Below are 19,321 nucleotides of genomic sequence, written 5' to 3'. Positions count from 1 at the left end.
TTTAATAACAGGATTAATCTCTAAAAAAAGCGCGCTCATCATAGCTAAGTTCTTGAAAACTCTTTTGCAGGAACTCAATACAAACACGAAGTTTTGCCGACTCCGTCATACGCGTTGGATAGATGGCCCAGATATCTGCTGTTTGAAAATAGTCTGGTAACAATTGGATAAGGCGACCTTGCTTGAGATCGTCCTCAATATCCCAAAATGAACGTAAAATAATACCTTGATCGTGAATCGCCCACTGTTTCACAATGCCGCCATCATTAGACGAAAGAGCACTGTTGATCCTAAGTGCAACCTCCTCTCCCTTCACATTCGCCAAATTCCAAATACCCGTCGTACTGATCTTCTCTTTGAGCACCAAACAAGAGTGTTTTTTCAGTTCCTCGAGTGTATGAGGCGTACCATGCTTGGCTAAGTAAGTAGGGCTAGCACACAACACTCGACGGTTTTTTGCCAGCAATTTGCAGATGTGATGTTCCGGTAAAACCCCTCCGACCCGGATTTCCAAATCGTAACCCGATTTCACCAAATCGATGTTTTTATCGCTTACATCGAGGCGAATATCCAATTGAGGGTAAGATGTAGCTAATTGAGAAACGATCGGCGCCACTTTGGCACGACCAAAACCAAAACTGGTGCAGATCGAGAGTTGACCTCGCGGTTCATATTTTGCTTGCGATAGATCGTCAAGCATTTCGTCCATGCTGTCCAAAATGCGAATCGCTTGATTAAACACCCGCAAACCATCTTCGGTTAAAACCACGCGACGGGTTGTACGATGTAACAAACGAGTATTAACCGTCTTTTCAAGTATCTGAATTCGTTTACTGATATAAGCTGGCGAGACCCCCAACTCTTCGGCGGCCAAAACAAAACTCTCTTGGCGTACCACCGTAATGAGAACATTTAAATCCTGAGGCAAAGGAAATTGCTCGCGGACAGAGTGTTGTGATTTCATCTTTTCCTTGGCTAGATAATGCAGCGCCGACCATTAGCGCGGAGTCATTATACCCAAATAACCTTTAGATGCAGAATTCAGTACTTCATCAACGAGCACAGGCAAGCTTCACGCGCAAAATCAATTAGGCAATCGCTGCCAACTGTGGCCCAAGATTAAACTGTTCTACCATTTCTTGTGGGATCTCTTCACTACTGACAACTTTTTTCGCCACAAATAGCATCGTCATTAACGAATAAGGCTGCAGCATGATTTTATCGTAGTCATTTTGGTTAAGAATACTTTCAATAACTTGTAGAGGGAAACCCCACAAATGCAGCAAATAAGCACCTAACTGCTCAGATTTAGTGTGAAATAGGTGTTTTTCTAGATACTTTTTGTCACCATCCTGCTCTTTATCACGCAAATAGGCTTTCATTAAATCCGGCAAAATCATTGTGCGGACGAACTCGCCAATTTGATGCAAAATGCCGATTGACATGGCCTCCAAACGCTGTTTCTCAGGAGCCAACTTCCCCATCACTAAAGCAACGTCCAGGCTCTGTTTCCATAAACTATCTAACGCATTACTTGGCTTATCTTGCTGACACACATAAAGCTCGAGCATGGCGACTACATTAACCAATATTTGTAATCCCAAACGCGATACCGCTGCATCAACACTTTTCACAGCACTTTTACCGCGAAAAATTGCATTATTGGCCATTTGAATCATCTTAGCGCTGATGGCAGGGTCTTGCTCAATAATACTAGCAATATCAGATAAAGAGGCAGTATTACTCTGGATCATCTCTTTGATTCTAAAATACACTTTTGGAGCGACAGGCAAAGAGGTAATCGTGCCGATTGCATTTTGAATCAAGCGGTCGGGAAACTGGTTAAGCATATCGCTAATACGTCCAATTTCAGCTTTGAGCACAGCGGTATCACAAGGTTTCATAAAGGCTTGATGAGCATAAAATCCCCCTTTTACCGTAATCATAGGGTCAGCATGTCCAGAAAGAGAGGCACGGATAATCCACGGGTATTTTTTGCTCACAATTTCCAATAATTCCGACCCATTCATGTTGGGCATCATCATGTCAGATATGATCAAATCACACTCTTCATGTGAAAGAATATCCAAGGCCTGTTGCCCGCCGGTAGCAATAATGACTTGGTTATCACTGCTAAACAGCGCTCTACGCAGCCCATTAAGTACCAGTTGGTCATCATCCACTAATAAGATTCTCATCTGCCTCTTCCATTATCCGGCTGTCATTTTCTATTTTATTGGGTAATTTAATCACAAAAGTCGCTCCTTCACCCAAAGAGGACTCAACTGACAATTCACCATTGTGCTGGTCAACAATGACACTATAAGCATGACTCAAACCTTGCCCAGACCCTTTTCCCACATCTTTCGTGGTAAAGAAAGGATCAAAAATCCGTTCGATAATGCTCTCATCAATACCAACCCCATTATCAGTAATACGTATAACCGCGTGGTCATGCTCAGCAAACGTCGCCACACAGATTTGTCCCACGTGGTCTCGCTCATGCTGTTTTTTCTCCTCTATGGCCTGCACTGCATTGACTAACAGACTTAGCATCACTTGGTTAAATGGATCTCGTATACATGGAATTGGCCCCATATGATCATCATACCGTCCTTCAAAATGGGCAATTTTCCCCCATTGATTGGCTGCAATGGTCACTGTCACCTGAATTGCTTCATTTAAATCTATATATTGGCGTTTGTGCTCGCTAACGTTAGTAAAAGATTTCATCGCTTTCACAATGTGGCTAATTTGCTCAATTCCTTCGAGGGATTGATCAATCGCTAGAGGGATTTCATCTCGAACAAATTCTAACTCGGGATCAGCAAACAGAGCAGTCGCTCTCGCTTGATAAAGGCGACTGTCCTCTACCTCATCCCCTTCTTTTGGTTTGAGCTGACGACACATCTCCATCAAACGCTCATAACCATCCCGCAGAAAAGTGAGATTGTTGGTTAAATATTGCGCCGGAGTATTAATTTCATGAGCAATGCCAGAAGCCAATTGGCCTATTGATTCCATCCGGTTTGCTTGACGCGCTTCCTGCTCCAACATCAATATTTGCGATATATCACGCACGAGAAGCGTATAGAGAGCACGCTCGTTATGAACGCCAGACATCCGCGACAGCGTAAAATCACAGGGAAAAGCTGACCCGTCTTTACGTGTTGCTTGAGCTCGAATATGGCTTAAATCGCTTAGCCCAGCTTGCTGTACGTCAAGAATAGTTAGAAAATCGACCGAGGGTAACAACTTAGAAACACTCAATTTCTCCAGTTCATCTTGTGTATAATCAAATAAGTTTAACCCCACAGGATTCATACTGAGTACCCGAGCTTGGCTATCCACAATCACTAAACCGTCCGTTAAACTGTCGACGATGTCCTGCTCACGTGTTTTTGACTGACGCACATCCTCTTTCGCCTCACGTAGTTGGTTTAGTGCCGTAGAGCTAAACAAACTCACCAGAATAAACAGACAGAATACAATCCCCTGCATCGCGAGCACACCCGAATGAACATTTGAGCGCGACATTTCTACTCTGTGTAATTCTGCAAATAGCGTGGAGGAGTAAGTAACAGAGGCGTGCAGGATGAACATGGCTAACCCAAGAACCAAGGCTATCCCAAGCTGGTGAATGACAGATTTATCATTTTTTCTCAAATGCAGCTTAATAAAAAACAACGCTAAACAGCTGAGAAAGAGTGAAAGTGTAATTCCGATCGCCATAAAACTAGGCTCATAGACCAAATACCCAGGAATATCGATGGCTTTCGTACCGATGATGACCATAAAAAGCATTCCAGCGGTAAAACAAATAGCACTAAGTGCCATCTTTCCTCTGGTAAAGTTTTCTCTTTGCAACAAAGAAAAGGCCAGCCAAGCTCCCGTTATAATAGCCAGCATCGAGAGTAAGGATTCCCACGGGTTCACTTTCAACGCAAAGGGCAAATCCAGTGATAGTACCCCGGTATAAAAGGTCGACCACGCTCCTGCGCCAAAAAGAACACTGGCCATAAACTGCCAGCGCTTAACTAGATGGCCAGAAATGGAAAACTTAGCCCCTTCTAATATCGTTAAACACCCAAAAGCAGCAACAAAAGCAAGCACCACCGATAAAATGAGTAACGGTTGATTATAATGCCAGTCAATCGGGACAAAATTGTCTGGACTGATGGTTTGAAAATGCCACTTAACCAATCACAAATCCTCTGACTGCAATAATTCCCTACGTATCTATAAAAGTAGCGTTACATCATGGTTTAGCAAGGGAGTGAGCCTACCCAAACTGAGGTATCTTCAGCATAAGATACTGTATACTTGAGGTACATCTGCGCACAAAATTCGCGCGCTAAAAAATTGAGACAAAGGTAAAAAAACAGAATAAAAAATATACAGAATATCATTCTTATTAATGTCAAAATACGTAAAGAAACCAACCCCACCGAATCTAACGCCTGTCTGTTTTTCAGACAAATGAGTGCTATTCATCGTCGTTGATATTTTATTTGTCTTAATTATCAGAAAATAATTAATAGTTAATAATGATTTAATATCAACAAACTGTTTTGATATATCAGTTATTAAAATGAGAATTATTGATATTGAGCAATTACACTAATTTATGTGATCGTTAGCGTAAAGAGACAAGGAACACCTATTTAACATCGTCAATAAATGTCAAATTTAAAAATGAAACCGAGGTTTATTTATTACGTTATATTTTACCAAAAAAGATGCAACGTAAAGAGAAATACTTCTCCTAAATAACCCTTACCTCCACAACTACGACGTATTATATTTTAATAGGAAGCCACCATGAAAAAACGACGTGCTCCATTAACCACAGCCCTAAAATGCTCAGTTCTTGCCCTCGCTGTTAGTTCCGCTTCAGCTTTTGCTGCTTCAGGTTACGCCACACAAAATGGCGGAACTACTGGCGGTGCGGGTGGTTCTGTTGTAAAAGCGACTACAGGTACAGCCATTCACAAAGCACTATGTGAACGCGCAAGCAGCGATACCCCTATCATCATTCAAGTTGAAGGAACCATAAACCACGGCAACACAACGAAAGTTAGCGGTGATAGCTGCAATACCGCAGCGGATAAAATTGAGTTAAAACAGATCAGTAACGTTACTATTGTGGGTGTCGGTAGCGGTGCAACCTTTGATCAGTTGGGTATTCACATTCGAGATTCATCCAACATCATTATTCAGAATGTTCACGTGAAAAACGTGAAGAAATCAGGATCGCCAACGTCAAACGGTGGTGATGCGATTGGGATTGAGAAAGACGTACGTAACGTTTGGGTCGACCACGTAACATTAGAAGCCAGCGGCGGTGAAAGCGATGGTTACGACGCCCTATTTGATATTAAGAACAACTCTAAATACATCACTCTTTCCTACAGTATTTTGCGCAATTCTGGACGCGGCGGTCTGGTCGGTTCCAGTGATAGCGACTCTGAAAATGGTCCGGTAACCTACCACCACAACTATTATCAAAACATCGACTCCCGTACTCCACTGTTACGTCACGCAACAGCACACTCCTATAACAACTACTATGAAAACCTCAATAAATCAGGTATGAACCCTAGAATTGGCGGTAAAATCAAAGTAGAAAATAACTACGTAAAAGATTCGCAAAATCCATTGGGCACTTTCTACACCAATGATATGGGTTATTGGGATGTGAGTGGCAATATTTGGGATAATGTAACTTGGACCGATGAAGAGAATAAAAACTACCCAGCAGGGCCGAATCCAACCTCTACCACATCAATCAGTATTCCTTATAGCTACTCTTTAGATGACGCAAGTTGTGTTCCGAACATCATTAAAGCCAGTGCTGGTGCCAATACCGGACTTGCTGTATCTGATGGCAGCTGCGGCAGCAGCTCTGGTGGTGATAGCTCAGATGATTCAGGTACCACTAACGGCACCGTAAATGGTACTTACCGCATTACACCGCTGCACAGCTCAAAAGCGATTGATATCGCTAATTGCGATTCAGAAAACGGTGCGAATGTTCAGCAATGGAGCTGGCTGGATAACGATTGCCAAAAATTCGTCATTTCAAATGTTGATGGCATTTGGCACCGTATCTCACCGGTTGTGGCATCAGATAAAGCCTTCGATGTGTATAACGGTTACCGCACCAGTGGTACCAACATCATGCTATACGACTATCGCGATGCAACTAACCAACAGTTCCGTTTTCAATCCGCTGGTAAAGATAAATGGCGTATCATCAACCGCAATAGCGAGCTGTGCCTAAACGTTGTAGACGGCTCAACAGCGGATGGCGCCAACATCGTTCAGTACAAGTGTACTGCCGGCTCAGAAAACCAAATGTTCACATTAACACGTCAGTAGTTAAGGCTTTAACTCTTTAAGAGAGTCCTTTAACAGGGAAGCTGTTCACGCTCTTCCCCCTATTATCCCTACTCGCCCGGGTAGGGATTTTTTTATGGTACTTTCCCCTCATTCTATCTTTTAATGTAATGGGCATGTTATATTACCGCCCTACTTGTTACCCATAGATGAAACGATTGTAAAACAAGCATATGTTACTCACACCAGTAAAGCGCAGCCCTGCATGGCTCTCGCTGTTTACCATGCTTGTGCTGTACATAGCGCCACTGATTTCTATGAGCATATCGATGCCCTTAGGCAACGACATGCCAACGATGTCTGTAACACAACATCAGCATGTAGCCACAACGAAACATCAACACACGACCACGCACATGAGTTGGTGTGCTTATTGTGACCTTTTGCCAACGTTACATGGTGTATTTAGCCTTATACTGTCTCTCTTTACAGGTACCTTTTTACTAATATACCGAGTGACCTCGGCACATTATCAATTCCATATTTCACTTCTCTTTTCACGCTATCACCCACGAGCTCCGCCTCTTTTTTGTCCTTGTCTATTTACAAAATAAAATGAAACACATGCCGCCCACATAAAGCATTACTGACTTAGGTGTGGCCGCTCTTTCACATCTATTGATAAGAGAAGAATCATGCCTTCTGAAGAAGCATCATCAACTCAACCTGCGACAATGAAGAAAAATTCACATTTAAACCAAGGTGTTACCAGTTTTGTACGCCGGTTACACTTTTATATTGGCCTGTTTGTCGGCCCCTTCATTTTTATGGCCGCTTTAACGGGCACCCTTTATGTGATGACACCACAACTAGAACAGTGGGTGTATCACGATGAACTGACCACCACGAACCAAGGGCAACCGCAGCCATTAAGTTTACAAATCGCAGCGGCGCGTCAAGCGCTCACCAAGCCATTAGTGATTAAATCCGTACGCCCTGCTCCAACGCCGGGACAAACCACGCGCGTACTGTTTCGCGATCCCACGCTTCATCACTACCAAGTGCGCACACTATTTGTTGATCCAGTCACGTTAGCCATTCACGGCGATCTTGCCAGTTATGGCACCAGCGGTATTTTGCCACTGCGTATCGCCATCGACTTTATGCATACCGATTTACTGCTAGGCCCTGTCGGACGTAACTACAGTGAACTCGCCGCTTCTTGGATGTGGGTGGCGGCATTAGGCGGTCTTTATTTATGGTGGAATCAACGCCGTGCCATGCGTCGAGAGAGCAAAAAAGGATCATGGGCATATCATCGCTCACGTCACAGTCAAGTGGGCGTATGGATTGCAGTCGGCCTCTTGTTTTTCTCTGCAACAGGCTTAACTTGGTCGAAATGGGCAGGGAGCAACATTGCACAGTGGCGCCAAACGATTGGGTGGGTAACTCCATCTGTATCTCGTCACTTGCCCTCTAACAATCCGCATTATCTCTATCAAGATAAACAATTTGATGGCGTGCTTGCCTCTGCGCGCACCTTCGGATTGAGCGCTGGTAAAATTGAAATAGTACCGGCCTACCAAGCAGGTAAAGCTTGGATGGTGCATGAAATTGATCGAGCTTGGCCAACTCAAGTTGATGCCGTCTCTATCGATCCCATCAGCAATAAAGTGGTTAGTCATGTCTATTTTGCCGATTATCCACTCGTTGCAAAGTTAATTCGCTGGGGCATTGATGCCCATATGGGGGTGCTGTTTGGTTTACCCAACCAGATAGTCTTGGCGCTGTTTGGGCTGGCATTGTGCATCATGATCGTTTGGGGCTATCGCATGTGGTGGATACGTCGCCCTAAAGCGGGTGACATGATGGAACCCCTCACTGGCGCATGGCTCAAATTATCCAAACTGGGACAAATAGTGGTATTTATTGTCGCAACTGTTTTAGGGTGGTCATTGCCTGTAATGGGGGTCAGTTTGGTCGCATTTATCGCTGTCGATGTACTCCGATGGCGTTGGTATAAGCCCGCAACACTTGAGCCTGTGCGGTAACTCAACAAAACTTCTTATGCATAAAAAGGCACCGAGCGTGCCTTTTTTCATAGTGGTAACAAAATGTGACAAATGACATATTTACGACATAAGTTTATGTAAACAGCATTAATCAATTGCTAACCACTTGTTACACACCTCAATGATGGTATATTCACCCAAGGTTCCTAATACTTAAGTTGAAGGCTGTACACACAAAAAGAAACCTTGCCGCTGCATAAAAATCCCAATTTTGTTGATCAATTGTCGTGCGACAGTGATAAAGTATCGCGTCTTTTGTGGATTTAAATCATAAAAACCATGGCGGACAGATGTGATCGTAATTGTTAGCAAGTGAAAAGAGATGTAACGCCCAATGAAAAAAGTAACTGGTCATAATGGATTGCACCAGCATCATTCTGATACAACGAAACAGCTGGTGGACGTGGTTCTAATTGGTGGTGGTGTAATGAGTGCCACTTTAGGAACTTTCTTACAACAGTTAGAGCCTAACTGGACCATTGAGATGTTTGAACGCTTGGGCGATGTTGCTCAAGAAAGCTCTTATGGTTGGAATAATGCTGGCACAGGACATTCAGCATTAGCTGAAATGAACTACACTCCACAAAAAAGTGATGGTCAAATTGATATCACTAAAGCCATTAAGATTTATGAGCAATTTCAGTTGTCTCGTCAATTCTGGGCCTACCTTGTACAACAGGGGCTAATCAAAGATCCAAGCACCTTTATTAACAGTGTCCCTCATATGAGTTTTGTCTGGGGAGAGGATAATGTTGCCTATCTGCGCAAACGTTTTCAGTCGATGCAGCGCAGTCCCCTTTTTGATGGTATGGCTTACTCTGAAGACGCTGAACAGATCAAATCTTGGATACCTTTGATCATGAAAGGTCGCGATGAAAATCAACCTATCGCGGCAACTCGTACCCGTCTCGGTACCGATGTTAACTTCGGCGCTCTCACTCAGCAGTTGGTTGAACAACTTAAGTCTAGCGATCATTTTTCACTGCATCTCAATCATCAAGTCACGCATCTAACACGTCATCCAGACGGTGGTTGGAACGTATCAGTACAAGATACTCAAGCCAATACTCCAGTTCGTCATGTTCACGCTAAATATGTCTTCATTGGTGCGGGAGGGGCCTCTCTTCGCTTGCTACAAAAATCTGGCATTCCTGAAGCACGAGCCTATGCAGGGTTCCCTGTTGGAGGTCAGTTCCTAGTAACCGAGAATCAGGATCTCGTCACTGAACACCTCGCTAAAGTGTATGGTAAAGCTTCCGTTGGTGCGCCACCTATGTCTGTACCTCACCTAGATACCCGAGTTATTGATGGTAAACGTCTCCTGTTGTTTGGACCGTTTGCGAGCTTCTCGAGCAAATTTCTAAAAGAGGGGTCTCTGTGGGATCTCTTCAGTTCTTTGACGCCAGCCAATGTATTACCGATGGCAAAAGTTGGAGTGACGAATTTTAACCTCGTTACCTATTTAATAAATCAATTACGTCAAACGGACGATGATCGCTTTGCCGCTCTACAAACCTTTTTCCCGAATGCGAAAAAAGAAGATTGGCGTTTATGGCAGGCTGGTCAACGAGTACAAATCATCAAGAATGTTCCAGGGAAAGGCGGCCAATTGCAGCTTGGAACTGAGTTGGTGAACTCAGCAGATAAAAGCCTCACAGCGCTATTAGGAGCCTCGCCAGGTGCATCAACCTCTGCAGCCATTATGCTTGAACTATTAAGCAACTGTTTTGCAGAAAAGATGACCACCAAAGAGTGGCAAGAGAAAATCAAAGCCATGGTACCATCTTACGGTCAATCACTGCACGAACAGCCAACACTTAACCAAAAAGTGTTGCTTGAAACAAGTAAAGTCCTTGGCTTAGAACACCATCTAGATGATTGGATTGAAGAACCACAAGCGGTGCCACAAGCCAATACTGAAAAGCAATATGAATCACTGAATTAACCATCCAAACCTCCCTCCATGGGAGGTTTTTTATGTTACCTAGCCTTCTCCGACGATGCTCTTCTATAGAGTGAATCAATCAATGACTTCGGTAAAAATTCACCGTATCAAGGTTCTTGTCTTCTCCGATTGTCTGGGGTAACAATACCCTTTCTCAAAAACAAGTTATACCTAAGGAGAAGCGTGTGTCAGCCCTATTTACTCCCATGACTCTCGGTCAAACCACACTGAGTAATCGCATTATTGTCGCGCCAATGTGTATGTATTCAGCAGAAAACGGAGTGGTACAACCTTGGCATGAACAGCACTATGCAACCTTAGCTCAATCCGGTGCTGGTTTACTGATTGTTGAAGCAAGCGCTATTGCGCCAGAAGGAAGAATTAGCTACGCCGACGCAGGAATTTGGGACCAAGAATGCCAAGATGCTTGGCAACAAGTTGTCCAGCGCGTTACCCGTTACAGCAAAACCCCAATGGTTATGCAATTAGGTCACGCAGGTCGTAAAGCCTCAACCAGCAAACCCTGGGAAGGGGGACAACCAATAGCAGCCGACCAACCTAATGGATGGCAAACAGTCGCACCAAGTCCAACAACGTTTTCAGAAAGCGATCCTACGCCAGAGGCTTTAAATGATGAGGGTATTCAACGCATTATAAATGCATTTGTAGCAGGAGCTAAACGGGCCCATGCAGCCGGCTTCCAGGGCGTGGAAATCCACGCAGCGCATGGTTATTTACTCCACCAATTTTTATCACCAATCAGTAATCAGCGCCAAGATGAATTTGGAGGTAGTTTAGAAAATCGCATGCGGTTAGTAGTGCAGGTATTTGACGCCATAAAGGCGGCTATGCCAGCATCATTCATTGTCGGAATAAGAATCAGCGCTACCGATTGGGCTGAAGGCGGCTGGGATGAACAACAAAGTATTGAGTTGGCAAGAATATTAGACAAGAAAGGTTGTCACTACATTCACGTATCGAGCGGTGGTTTAACGGCAAAACAGCAACTAAAAGTCGAACCTAACTATCAAGTACCATTTGCAGAGCAAATAAAAGGCCAAGTGGACATGCCTGTTATTGCTGTGGGTTTGATTACCGATCCGCATCAAGCGGAAGATATTTTACAGAAACAGCAAGCCGATGCGATAGGCTTAGCTCGTGGCATCTTGTATAACCCCCGTTGGCCATGGCATGCCGCTGCTGAGCTAGGTGACACAATGGCGGTATCACCCCAATATTTGCGGTGCCAACCTCACGGATTAAAGGATTTGTTTAAGCCAGCCTAAGGCAGAACCACTCCGTTAGAATAGAAAAAGGGAACTGAAAACCAGTTCCCTTTCCCATAATTCCGACTTTGCGTTGTTAATCAAATGGACTTAAAGTCGCTTTTCAAGATGGCTTAACACCACCCCAAGCTCTCCAGTCAAACAATTGACCTTAGCACTATTTTTTTCTTGCTTAACCAAGCGCATCAATACCACGTATTGTTCGAATAGCTCTTGAATCGCTTTATAATCTTTAAATCTATAATGTTCTTCAATCGACTGCATCTCTTGCAGAGTAAGACGATTTTCCAAACAATCAAAGTGCCCCGATGTTAAACTGCTCTGAACTTTATTACGTAGAGATTCAACCGCAAAAATGCCCGCAGTGCATGGTTTGCTCGCAAACCAACGCTTGTTCCCTAACGCTAAAAGAATGCTCATTACCATAAAATATCCACTCAATTATCAGGACTACTTTGTTAATAGAATAGACTGCGCAGACATCAAGACAAATTGCAATGAGCAACTCTGTGATAGAACGCTAGTTTTACATAAGCCTTTTTTAAAATTTGCACAGTATTTATGCAAGTTGTTAATATCGAACACCATTTTATTGACACTTCTTCCATCTATTAACGTAAATTATCATTAAAAATGATATTAAGTAGCATAAATTCTACTACTAAAAACATGTCAATTTTATGAAAACTGTTATCTGGTTGCATATGGTTTTGCGAAATATCAGACCTGCGTGCCATAACGATAAAACTATCATTACTTTCTCTATTCCAACGGAACATTTTTCTTGGTATCCAGACGCAAAAATGGCTCCGGCAGCGAAGAATCACAAAGTACTAGAGTGGGTTTATCATCGACATCAATAGTGATGTAACAGACAAATGAATTCCTGCCTCAGCTAAGGCAGGAATATGAGCAAATTCTGTCTGGCTTATTGAGGCTTTATTTACTGGCCGAGTGACCATGTAACTCACGGTAATGCTCCTCTAAATGCAAATGCCCTTTGGGGGGAGCTAGCATATCTCGAGACATCACTGTAATGAAGAATTCGATAGGGCCATATTGGTGGCGACTAGTAAAAAAACGGCTTGCCCCCATAGCCAATACACGCGCCCAACTTGGGATATAAATAATGGCTGGTTTCTTACCAGCACACTTAAACGCCATTTCTGCAATTTGCTTGTGGGTTAAGACGTCAGGGCCTCCGGCTGCGACCTCACGTTTAGGTATATCTATCGCATCAACAACCAAACTAGCGAGATCGGCTCCATGGATTGGGTTCGACTTATACTGCCCACCAGCAAACAGAAAAATACGCCCCGTTTCCGCCATGTGGTAAAACTCATCCATGTCGGAAAAAAAACCATTAGGTCGAACCACGGTATACTCTAGACCTGAGGTTTTGAGCGCTTCAACAAATCGCTCCTTGGCGGCGCAGAGAGACACCTTACGTAACTTCTCTCCATCCAAAATAGAGACATAAATAAATTTACGTACACCACTGGCTTTCGCTTGTTCCAGAAGATTGAGGTTGGCTTGATAGTCTACATCCATATAGCTCAAACCGTCTTTTTGACGAGTGATACCGACCGTAGAGATCACCGTATCAATACCATCGCAACACCCACTAAGGGTATGTGACTCTGTCACTTCTGCTTCAAGTAACTCGTGCGGAACAATCCCCTTCTCGTATAATTTTTCGGAATCTCGTACTATAGTGCGTACTGTGTAATCTCGCTTCAACAATTCCGTAGCAACAAAACTGCCCAAATACCCGGTGGCCCCTGCCAGTAATACCTTTTTATCCATGGTGTTACCTCATCTTCCATCTGTATCTATTAAAGAGGTGTCAATATATCTGCTCTCTCACAATCAAGAGATACAAAAACGTTCTTATCTCCGTTATAAACTTGCAGCATTCCTTGTGAAATTTGTTTATCGCTAGCGCCTTTAATCACTAAGGCAACACGTTTGTCCCTCATTAATGGACGATATTGAGAGCATGAACCAGGACTTTTTATCGCTATGGTACTGACATGCACTTTCGCTAAATCTCTCCAATCATTCAACGTAACGCGACTAAACACCACATCCAAATCCGGCTTATTCAACTTATCTACTTTATTTAAATTAACACGGCTAAGTAATATGTCACGTAAGGCTGGAATATGATTAAGAGCTGGCAGGTCATTTATTTCACCGCCACTCAACACAAGCGACTTCAGTTCTGGTAACTGTTTAATACCTGCCAATGACACATTTCCTTCAAACGCACACTGCAAATATTCCATGTCGCGTGAAGAATGAATGTGTTGTTGTTGCGCCATCGCCAACACACATTTTTGCAGTTGCTGGTCGGGAAACCGCAGCTCTTCTATGGGGACGTCAGATGCGCGCGCCGTAAAGGCCAATAGCATACTGGCGATGAGGATTAAAACTTTCACCACAATGTCCTATGAAATGGTACTCACATAAATGTAGTCAATATGGTAAAGCTTTAAAGAAAGTTTAGGAAAAATTACGTTTAAGATTATGACAGAGGAAAGCAAACTCATCCCTATCGCCCAATGATTATAGGTCTATGAGTCATTGTAGGACGATAACGGAGGCTAAACCTAATGTGTCATATGGCGTTATAACGCATACACTGTAAATTTATTTCGGCCAGTTTGTTTACTCGTATAAAGCGCTTCATCAGCTTCTTTCACCAGTTGTTCTACCTGAACATCGAGGGTTGGAGTTCTTACAGCGATACCAATGCTAACGGTCACAAACGAGCTAACATCTGACGTTTTGTGCTCAATATTCAGGTTCTTCACTTCATTAATAATATTTTCAGCACATAAAACCGCGCCCTCTTGATCGGTAAACGGCAGTAAACAAGCAAACTCTTCACCACCATAACGACAACTGCTATCCGAGGTTCGGCGCACAGAAGCTTGCAGCGCTCGAGCAATACTTTTTAAGCATTCGTCACCGGCTAAATGACCATAGCTGTCATTGTAGCGTTTAAAATAGTCCACATCGATCATCAATAGTGCAACATTTTTTTGCTCCCTTTGACATAAGTTCCAGTCTCCCAAAAGAGCCTGATCAAACCGTCGACGATTCGGTAACCCTGTCAAACCATCAATCAGCGCCATGTCTTTCATGATATCCATTTGTATCTTCAAAATGAGATGGTTCATAACACGAGCTCTGACAATCAAAGGATTAAAGGGCTTTGTAATAAAATCGACAGCGCCCACTTCAAACCCTCTGGCTTCCACGTTAACTTCAGTTTCCGCGGTAACAAAAATAACTGGAATGTCAGCAGTGATCGAATCCAAAGACAATTGTTGACACACTTGATACCCATCCATCTCAGGCATAATAATATCAAGTAAAATAAGGTCGGGACGCTGCTCTCTGGCTATTTGCAAGGCACTACGTCCATTCGTTGCCATCAAAACATCACATTCATCTTTAAACACTTCATTGATCGCCCGAATATTGATTGGCTGGTCATCAACAACCAACAATACTGGCTTGCGCCCTTCTTGAATGAACTGCTGTAACAAATGATCACGTAACATGTTCTTCCCTTATTTGTGTTAACCACTGACGTGCAGATTCAAACTCAAGATTTTCGACCGCCTGCAATAAAGCTTGATGTGATTGGCTATTCGGATGGTTAGCTTGTAAAGATTCCGCGAGCTCTAATGCTTTCATGTTCCCTGTAGCTAAGCAATTTTCAAGCTCGAACCACACTTCTTTTTCATTAATATCGGATGAAGCAACTGCTTGTATATCCTCTTGGTCACTACTTCCAAGGCTTTCAAGCATAGCTTGGTACTCTGTGTTCATTTTCAGCGCGATGGTCTCAACACAGTTCTTCATGATTTCAGAACCTTGGCGAGCAGAATCGCTATTTTTCAACTCAGCCTCTTTATCTTTCAACCAATGATAGAGTTCGTCTAAACCAGCCGTTCCTGCTGAACCTTTCATTGTATGAAGTATAGCGATAACTTCCGACCATTGATGGCTGTTTATCGCCTCACTGAGACCTTTATTCAATTCCGAGAAAGAAGGCAGAAACGAATGTAACAACTTGCGATATAACAGCTCATTGCCGCCAAAACGTTGTAAAACTCGCTGCAATTTACCTTGAGGTGATGGCGTATTTTCGACCTGTGTGGTCATGCGAGGCTGATGCCCTATCCAAGTTAAAATAGTTTCTACTACTAATTGAAAATCAAGAGGTTTTCCTAAATGGGCGTTCATACCTGCTTGTAAACACGCCGCTTTATCTTCATCACTGACATTAGCAGTCATAGCGATAATCGGCAGTTCTGCGAACTTATCATGTTCACGTATTTTGCGAGTGGCGGTTAATCCATCCATGTTAGGCATTTGCATATCCATCAACACTACGTCGAAATCGCTTTCTGACATCAATACTGCATTAACACCTTGTAAACCATCTTGAGCCAGAGTCACATTAGCCCCGACACTATTAAGTAACTCAAGAGCGACGTCTTGGTTGAATATATTATCTTCCACCAATAACACATTCACACCTCTAAGTGGAGAGGCTGCATCTTGTTGTGGAGCAATGAGATCCGTATTGTTACTGCGTCGATTGCGCATTGCATTATTAACCGCAGTGAACAGTTGAATTGAGGTCACCGGCTTAGACAACGTAACCTCAAAAGGAGAACTTTCATCTACGATAGGAATATCACCGTGATTTGCTGCACTAATTAGCACGATCTTCGGTTGCTTCGTCAACTCCAATTTATCTCGAATATGATAAGCCAGTTCAACGCCATCCATATGCGGCATTAACCAATCAAGAACTAAACACTCATAAGGATCACCTTCTTGGTCTGCCTGTTCGATACTTCGAATGGCCTCAACTCCTGACATCGCAGTGGTTACTCGTGCATGCAATCGAGTTAAATTATCCTCTACCATCGTAAGTGCAACATCATTATCATCCACAACGAGAATACGAGGCTGATTCTCAAAGTACTGCGGTTGCCATGGCTGAGAAGTATCGATTGGGAAAGTCAATTCGAAGAAGAAGCTACTGCCTTTCTCCAACTCACTCTCTACTAAAAGCTCCCCGCCCATTAACTCGATCAAATGACGCGAAATCACTAAGCCTAACCCCGTACCACCATATCGACGTGTAATCGACGCCTCTGCTTGGGTAAAACCATCAAAAATACGCTTTTGCTGCTCAGGACTAATACCAATACCGGTATCAACGACCTGAATCACGATACGAACTTGGTTATCACGAAGGGAAAGAAGCCGTGATCGAACGACCACTTCACCTTCTTCAGTAAATTTAATTGCATTACTAATAAGGTTTAACAGCACTTGTTGGATACGTAATTCATCACCAATCAGAAAACTCGGGACCTGCTCATCCAAATCAAACAACAGTTCGATATTTTTGTCCTGTATATTCCCTGACATCACCACCGCCAAGTGCTCCATCATCCCTTCCAGATCAAAAGGATGCGGGTCAATATCTAACTTTCCAGACTCAATTTTGGAGTAGTCCAAAATATCATTAAGCAACGTAAGTAACGACGTGGCGGCGATACGGGCCTTAGACGCAAATTCGTGCTGCTTCTGATTTAACGTCGTTTTCAACAATAGTTGCAACATACCCAATACAGCATTCATCGGAGTTCTAATTTCATGACTCATATTTGCCAAGAACATCGATTTAGCCGCGTTTGCTTCATCGGCAGCTACCTTAGCATCACGTAACTCTTTTTCAGCACTCTTCTGTTCCGAAATATCACGAGCAATCCCCAAATATCCTGTAATTTCGTCGTGATTACCTCGGATCACCGTGACCACTAAGTTCACTGGGATTCGTGAACCATTCTTACGGATGTAAGTCCATTCCAGTGATTCATACATATTTAATCGAGCTTTTAGAGTAAAAACATCCATACCATTTACCGCCTGTCCATACTCTTTTGACAGCTCTAAACTGCGTTCCTTAATCTCCTCTTCGTCGTGAAAAACCGTTGGCAGTTGCTTATCGACCATCTCGTCACTTCGGTAACCAAGCATATTTTCGGCCCCCGTGTTAAACACCTTAATTAATCCATTAGGCTCCACAGCAATAATAGCCACCTCGGACGCAGCACTAAGCACATTGGAAAACAAAATATTCAAGTCATTTAATTGCTCAGTGCGCAGCTCAACTTGTTGTTCCAAATTAGCATTAAGCTCATGGATTTTTGCTTCTGCCGCTTTTTGAGCCGAAATATCTCGCACCGTTTTTGCCGCCCCTAGAACTTCACCAGAAGAAGACAATATTGGCGACACCGTAGCGGATACAGGAAATTCAGTACCATCTTTACGATGGCGAATCGTTTCAAACCCAGAGATGGTTTCTCCCCGTGCTATTTTGGCTAGAATATCACTCTCCTCGTACCATAAGCGCTCCGGAATCAACAACTCTTTCAATGGCTTTCCAATTGCTTCTTCTCGGGTATAACCAAATATCGTTTCGGCACCAGTGTTCCAACTAATAACAACGCCATCCAGATTTTTACCGATGATGCCATCCACTGAACTTTCAACGATAGCATGCAATTTTGTCTGCTCATGAATCAGACGGAATCGATTTCTACGCTGCACATTGAACATACCGACCAAAAGAGAGAGCAACAAACTCACGGAAACCCCTGTAGAAAACACCTCAAAGGCTGAATGTAAATGTAGCGTTGACAAAAATTTTGGTGTAACCGTCAGTGAAAACTTCCACTCTCGACCCAGCAAATTAAAAGGTCGTTCATGAGGATAGAGTCCCCGCTCAAGGCTGTTGGTATAGAAGGGGCTAGCTTGACTGTTATCGGTGATATCCGTGATGGTTAAAATGAGCTTATCAGGTTCAGAAACAATATCCTTAAGAACATCAGACAGGCTTAGTGGGGCATTAATCCAACCAAAGCCCGCTTTTAAACGTTTTTCTTCTGTATCAGGGACACTGCCACCTCGATATAGCGGCAAAAGAACGAGTAATGAATCACTTAAACCACCATCATTGGTCACTAACTGTATTGGAGGCGTCATCTGGGCTTTTCCACTGCGCATCGCCGCATCGGCGGTTTTTCGCCGTCGAGGCTCTGACGCAATGTCAAACCCTATCGCCTTTTCATTCATTAAATAGAATTCAGGTTCGATATATTGAACAATATAATAGTCACCGAAATTGGGAGAATATTGGCTAACGGAAAAATTAGGGGCACCATCAGCTTTAGCTTGCTTAAGAAAAGCGTCTATTGCTTCGCGTTTTACCCATCGCACAAAACCAAAGCCTCTGGCACCGGGAAAATACTGTTTAAGGTCAAGAGTGGAACCAAACTGGTTCATTTCTTGCCGGGTTACATTTTCTCCACCACCCGACAATATCGCAGTGCGCGCTTCCCGAATGCCATATTGATAGAGTGAAAATCGTTCATTTACCTTTTCATACAGTTGATTGAATTTTTCATTGATGGCCCCGTCAATTCGCTCAGCATTCGTGTTGAGTGTGATGAAACGAATACCGATAGTGACCAACATTCCAATTAAAAACAGCGCAACAGCATACCGATGTGTGCTAAAGAAAGTAGTTTTCGTGGTGCGAAAGTCAGCTGATGAAATATCCATATCACTCCCAAGCGACC

Annotated in this window: 14 protein-coding genes; 6 read left to right on the top strand and 8 right to left on the bottom strand. The window is 43.3% G+C overall.

Translation table 11 applies throughout. The features are described from left to right. Positions 1-13: 13 nt before the first annotated feature. From JCM16456_RS05135 to JCM16456_RS05125, 3 genes are all read right to left on the bottom strand, one after another. Positions 14-964 (bottom strand): LysR substrate-binding domain-containing protein, encoded by a 951-nt coding sequence (locus JCM16456_RS05135; RefSeq protein WP_068712982.1) that lies wholly within the window; start codon positions 962-964, stop codon positions 14-16. A gap of 124 nt (positions 965-1,088) precedes the next feature. Next, positions 1,089-2,198: an HDOD domain-containing protein gene (locus JCM16456_RS05130; RefSeq protein WP_068712980.1), complete on the bottom strand. Its 1,110-nt coding sequence runs from the start codon at positions 2,196-2,198 to the stop codon at positions 1,089-1,091. Continuing rightward, positions 2,176-4,203 (bottom strand): ATP-binding protein, encoded by a 2,028-nt coding sequence (locus JCM16456_RS05125; RefSeq protein ID WP_068712978.1) that lies wholly within the window; start codon positions 4,201-4,203, stop codon positions 2,176-2,178. The genes JCM16456_RS05130 and JCM16456_RS05125 overlap by 23 nt, the downstream gene beginning before the upstream one ends. A gap of 618 nt (positions 4,204-4,821) precedes the next feature. On the opposite strand from JCM16456_RS05125, the gene JCM16456_RS05120 reads away from it, so the two are divergent. The 5 genes from JCM16456_RS05120 (at position 4,822) to JCM16456_RS05105 (ending at position 11,642) form a co-directional block, all read left to right on the top strand. After that, positions 4,822-6,381, top strand: coding sequence for a pectate lyase family protein (locus JCM16456_RS05120; protein ID WP_068712976.1), 1,560 nt, complete (start codon positions 4,822-4,824; stop codon positions 6,379-6,381). 191 nt (positions 6,382-6,572) lie between these two features. Further along, the gene (locus JCM16456_RS24435) at positions 6,573-6,953 is read left to right on the top strand and encodes a DUF2946 family protein (protein WP_082712215.1); all 381 of its coding nucleotides are present in this window, start codon (positions 6,573-6,575) and stop codon (positions 6,951-6,953) included. An 81-nt stretch (positions 6,954-7,034) separates the two neighbouring features. After that, positions 7,035-8,390 carry a PepSY-associated TM helix domain-containing protein gene (locus JCM16456_RS05115; RefSeq protein WP_082712214.1) on the top strand — a complete coding sequence of 452 codons (1,356 nt, stop codon included), beginning with the start codon at positions 7,035-7,037 and terminating at the stop codon, positions 8,388-8,390. 355 nt (positions 8,391-8,745) lie between these two features. Continuing rightward, positions 8,746-10,356: a malate dehydrogenase (quinone) gene (gene mqo, locus JCM16456_RS05110; RefSeq protein WP_068712974.1), complete on the top strand. Its 1,611-nt coding sequence runs from the start codon at positions 8,746-8,748 to the stop codon at positions 10,354-10,356. A gap of 185 nt (positions 10,357-10,541) precedes the next feature. Next, positions 10,542-11,642 carry an NADH:flavin oxidoreductase/NADH oxidase gene (locus JCM16456_RS05105; RefSeq protein ID WP_197655210.1) on the top strand — a complete coding sequence of 367 codons (1,101 nt, stop codon included), beginning with the start codon at positions 10,542-10,544 and terminating at the stop codon, positions 11,640-11,642. 90 nt (positions 11,643-11,732) lie between these two features. Here JCM16456_RS05105 and JCM16456_RS05100 read toward each other — a convergent pair whose 3' ends face one another. After that, positions 11,733-12,062 carry a hypothetical protein gene (locus JCM16456_RS05100; protein WP_156430450.1) on the bottom strand — a complete coding sequence of 110 codons (330 nt, stop codon included), beginning with the start codon at positions 12,060-12,062 and terminating at the stop codon, positions 11,733-11,735. Between the two features lie 260 nt (positions 12,063-12,322). Here JCM16456_RS05100 and JCM16456_RS23570 point away from each other — a divergent pair, with 260 nt between their 5' ends. Next, positions 12,323-12,505, top strand: a complete 183-nt coding sequence (locus tag JCM16456_RS23570) for a hypothetical protein (protein WP_156430449.1) — start codon at positions 12,323-12,325, stop codon at positions 12,503-12,505. A gap of 76 nt (positions 12,506-12,581) precedes the next feature. Here JCM16456_RS23570 and JCM16456_RS05095 read toward each other — a convergent pair whose 3' ends face one another. The 4 genes from JCM16456_RS05095 to JCM16456_RS05080 all read right to left on the bottom strand — a co-directional run bounded on the left by JCM16456_RS05095 (position 12,582) and on the right by JCM16456_RS05080 (position 19,304). After that, complete coding sequence (locus JCM16456_RS05095) at positions 12,582-13,448, bottom strand: SDR family oxidoreductase (protein WP_068712968.1); 867 nt, start codon at positions 13,446-13,448, stop codon at positions 12,582-12,584. A 29-nt stretch (positions 13,449-13,477) separates the two neighbouring features. Then, a complete protein-coding gene (locus tag JCM16456_RS05090; RefSeq protein WP_068712966.1) occupies positions 13,478-14,083 on the bottom strand; it encodes a hypothetical protein in 606 nt (201 codons plus the stop codon). Between the two features lie 189 nt (positions 14,084-14,272). Then, a complete protein-coding gene (locus JCM16456_RS05085; protein ID WP_068712964.1) occupies positions 14,273-15,214 on the bottom strand; it encodes a diguanylate cyclase in 942 nt (313 codons plus the stop codon). Then, positions 15,204-19,304, bottom strand: coding sequence for a CHASE domain-containing hybrid sensor histidine kinase/response regulator (locus JCM16456_RS05080; protein WP_068712962.1), 4,101 nt, complete (start codon positions 19,302-19,304; stop codon positions 15,204-15,206). Before JCM16456_RS05080 ends, JCM16456_RS05085 begins: the two co-directional genes overlap by 11 nt. Between the last annotated feature and the right edge of the window lie 17 nt (positions 19,305-19,321).

Source organism: Vibrio tritonius (assembly GCF_001547935.1).
Classification (GTDB): domain Bacteria; phylum Pseudomonadota; class Gammaproteobacteria; order Enterobacterales; family Vibrionaceae; genus Vibrio; species Vibrio tritonius.
This window is presented reverse-complemented; position numbering and strand designations above follow the sequence as displayed.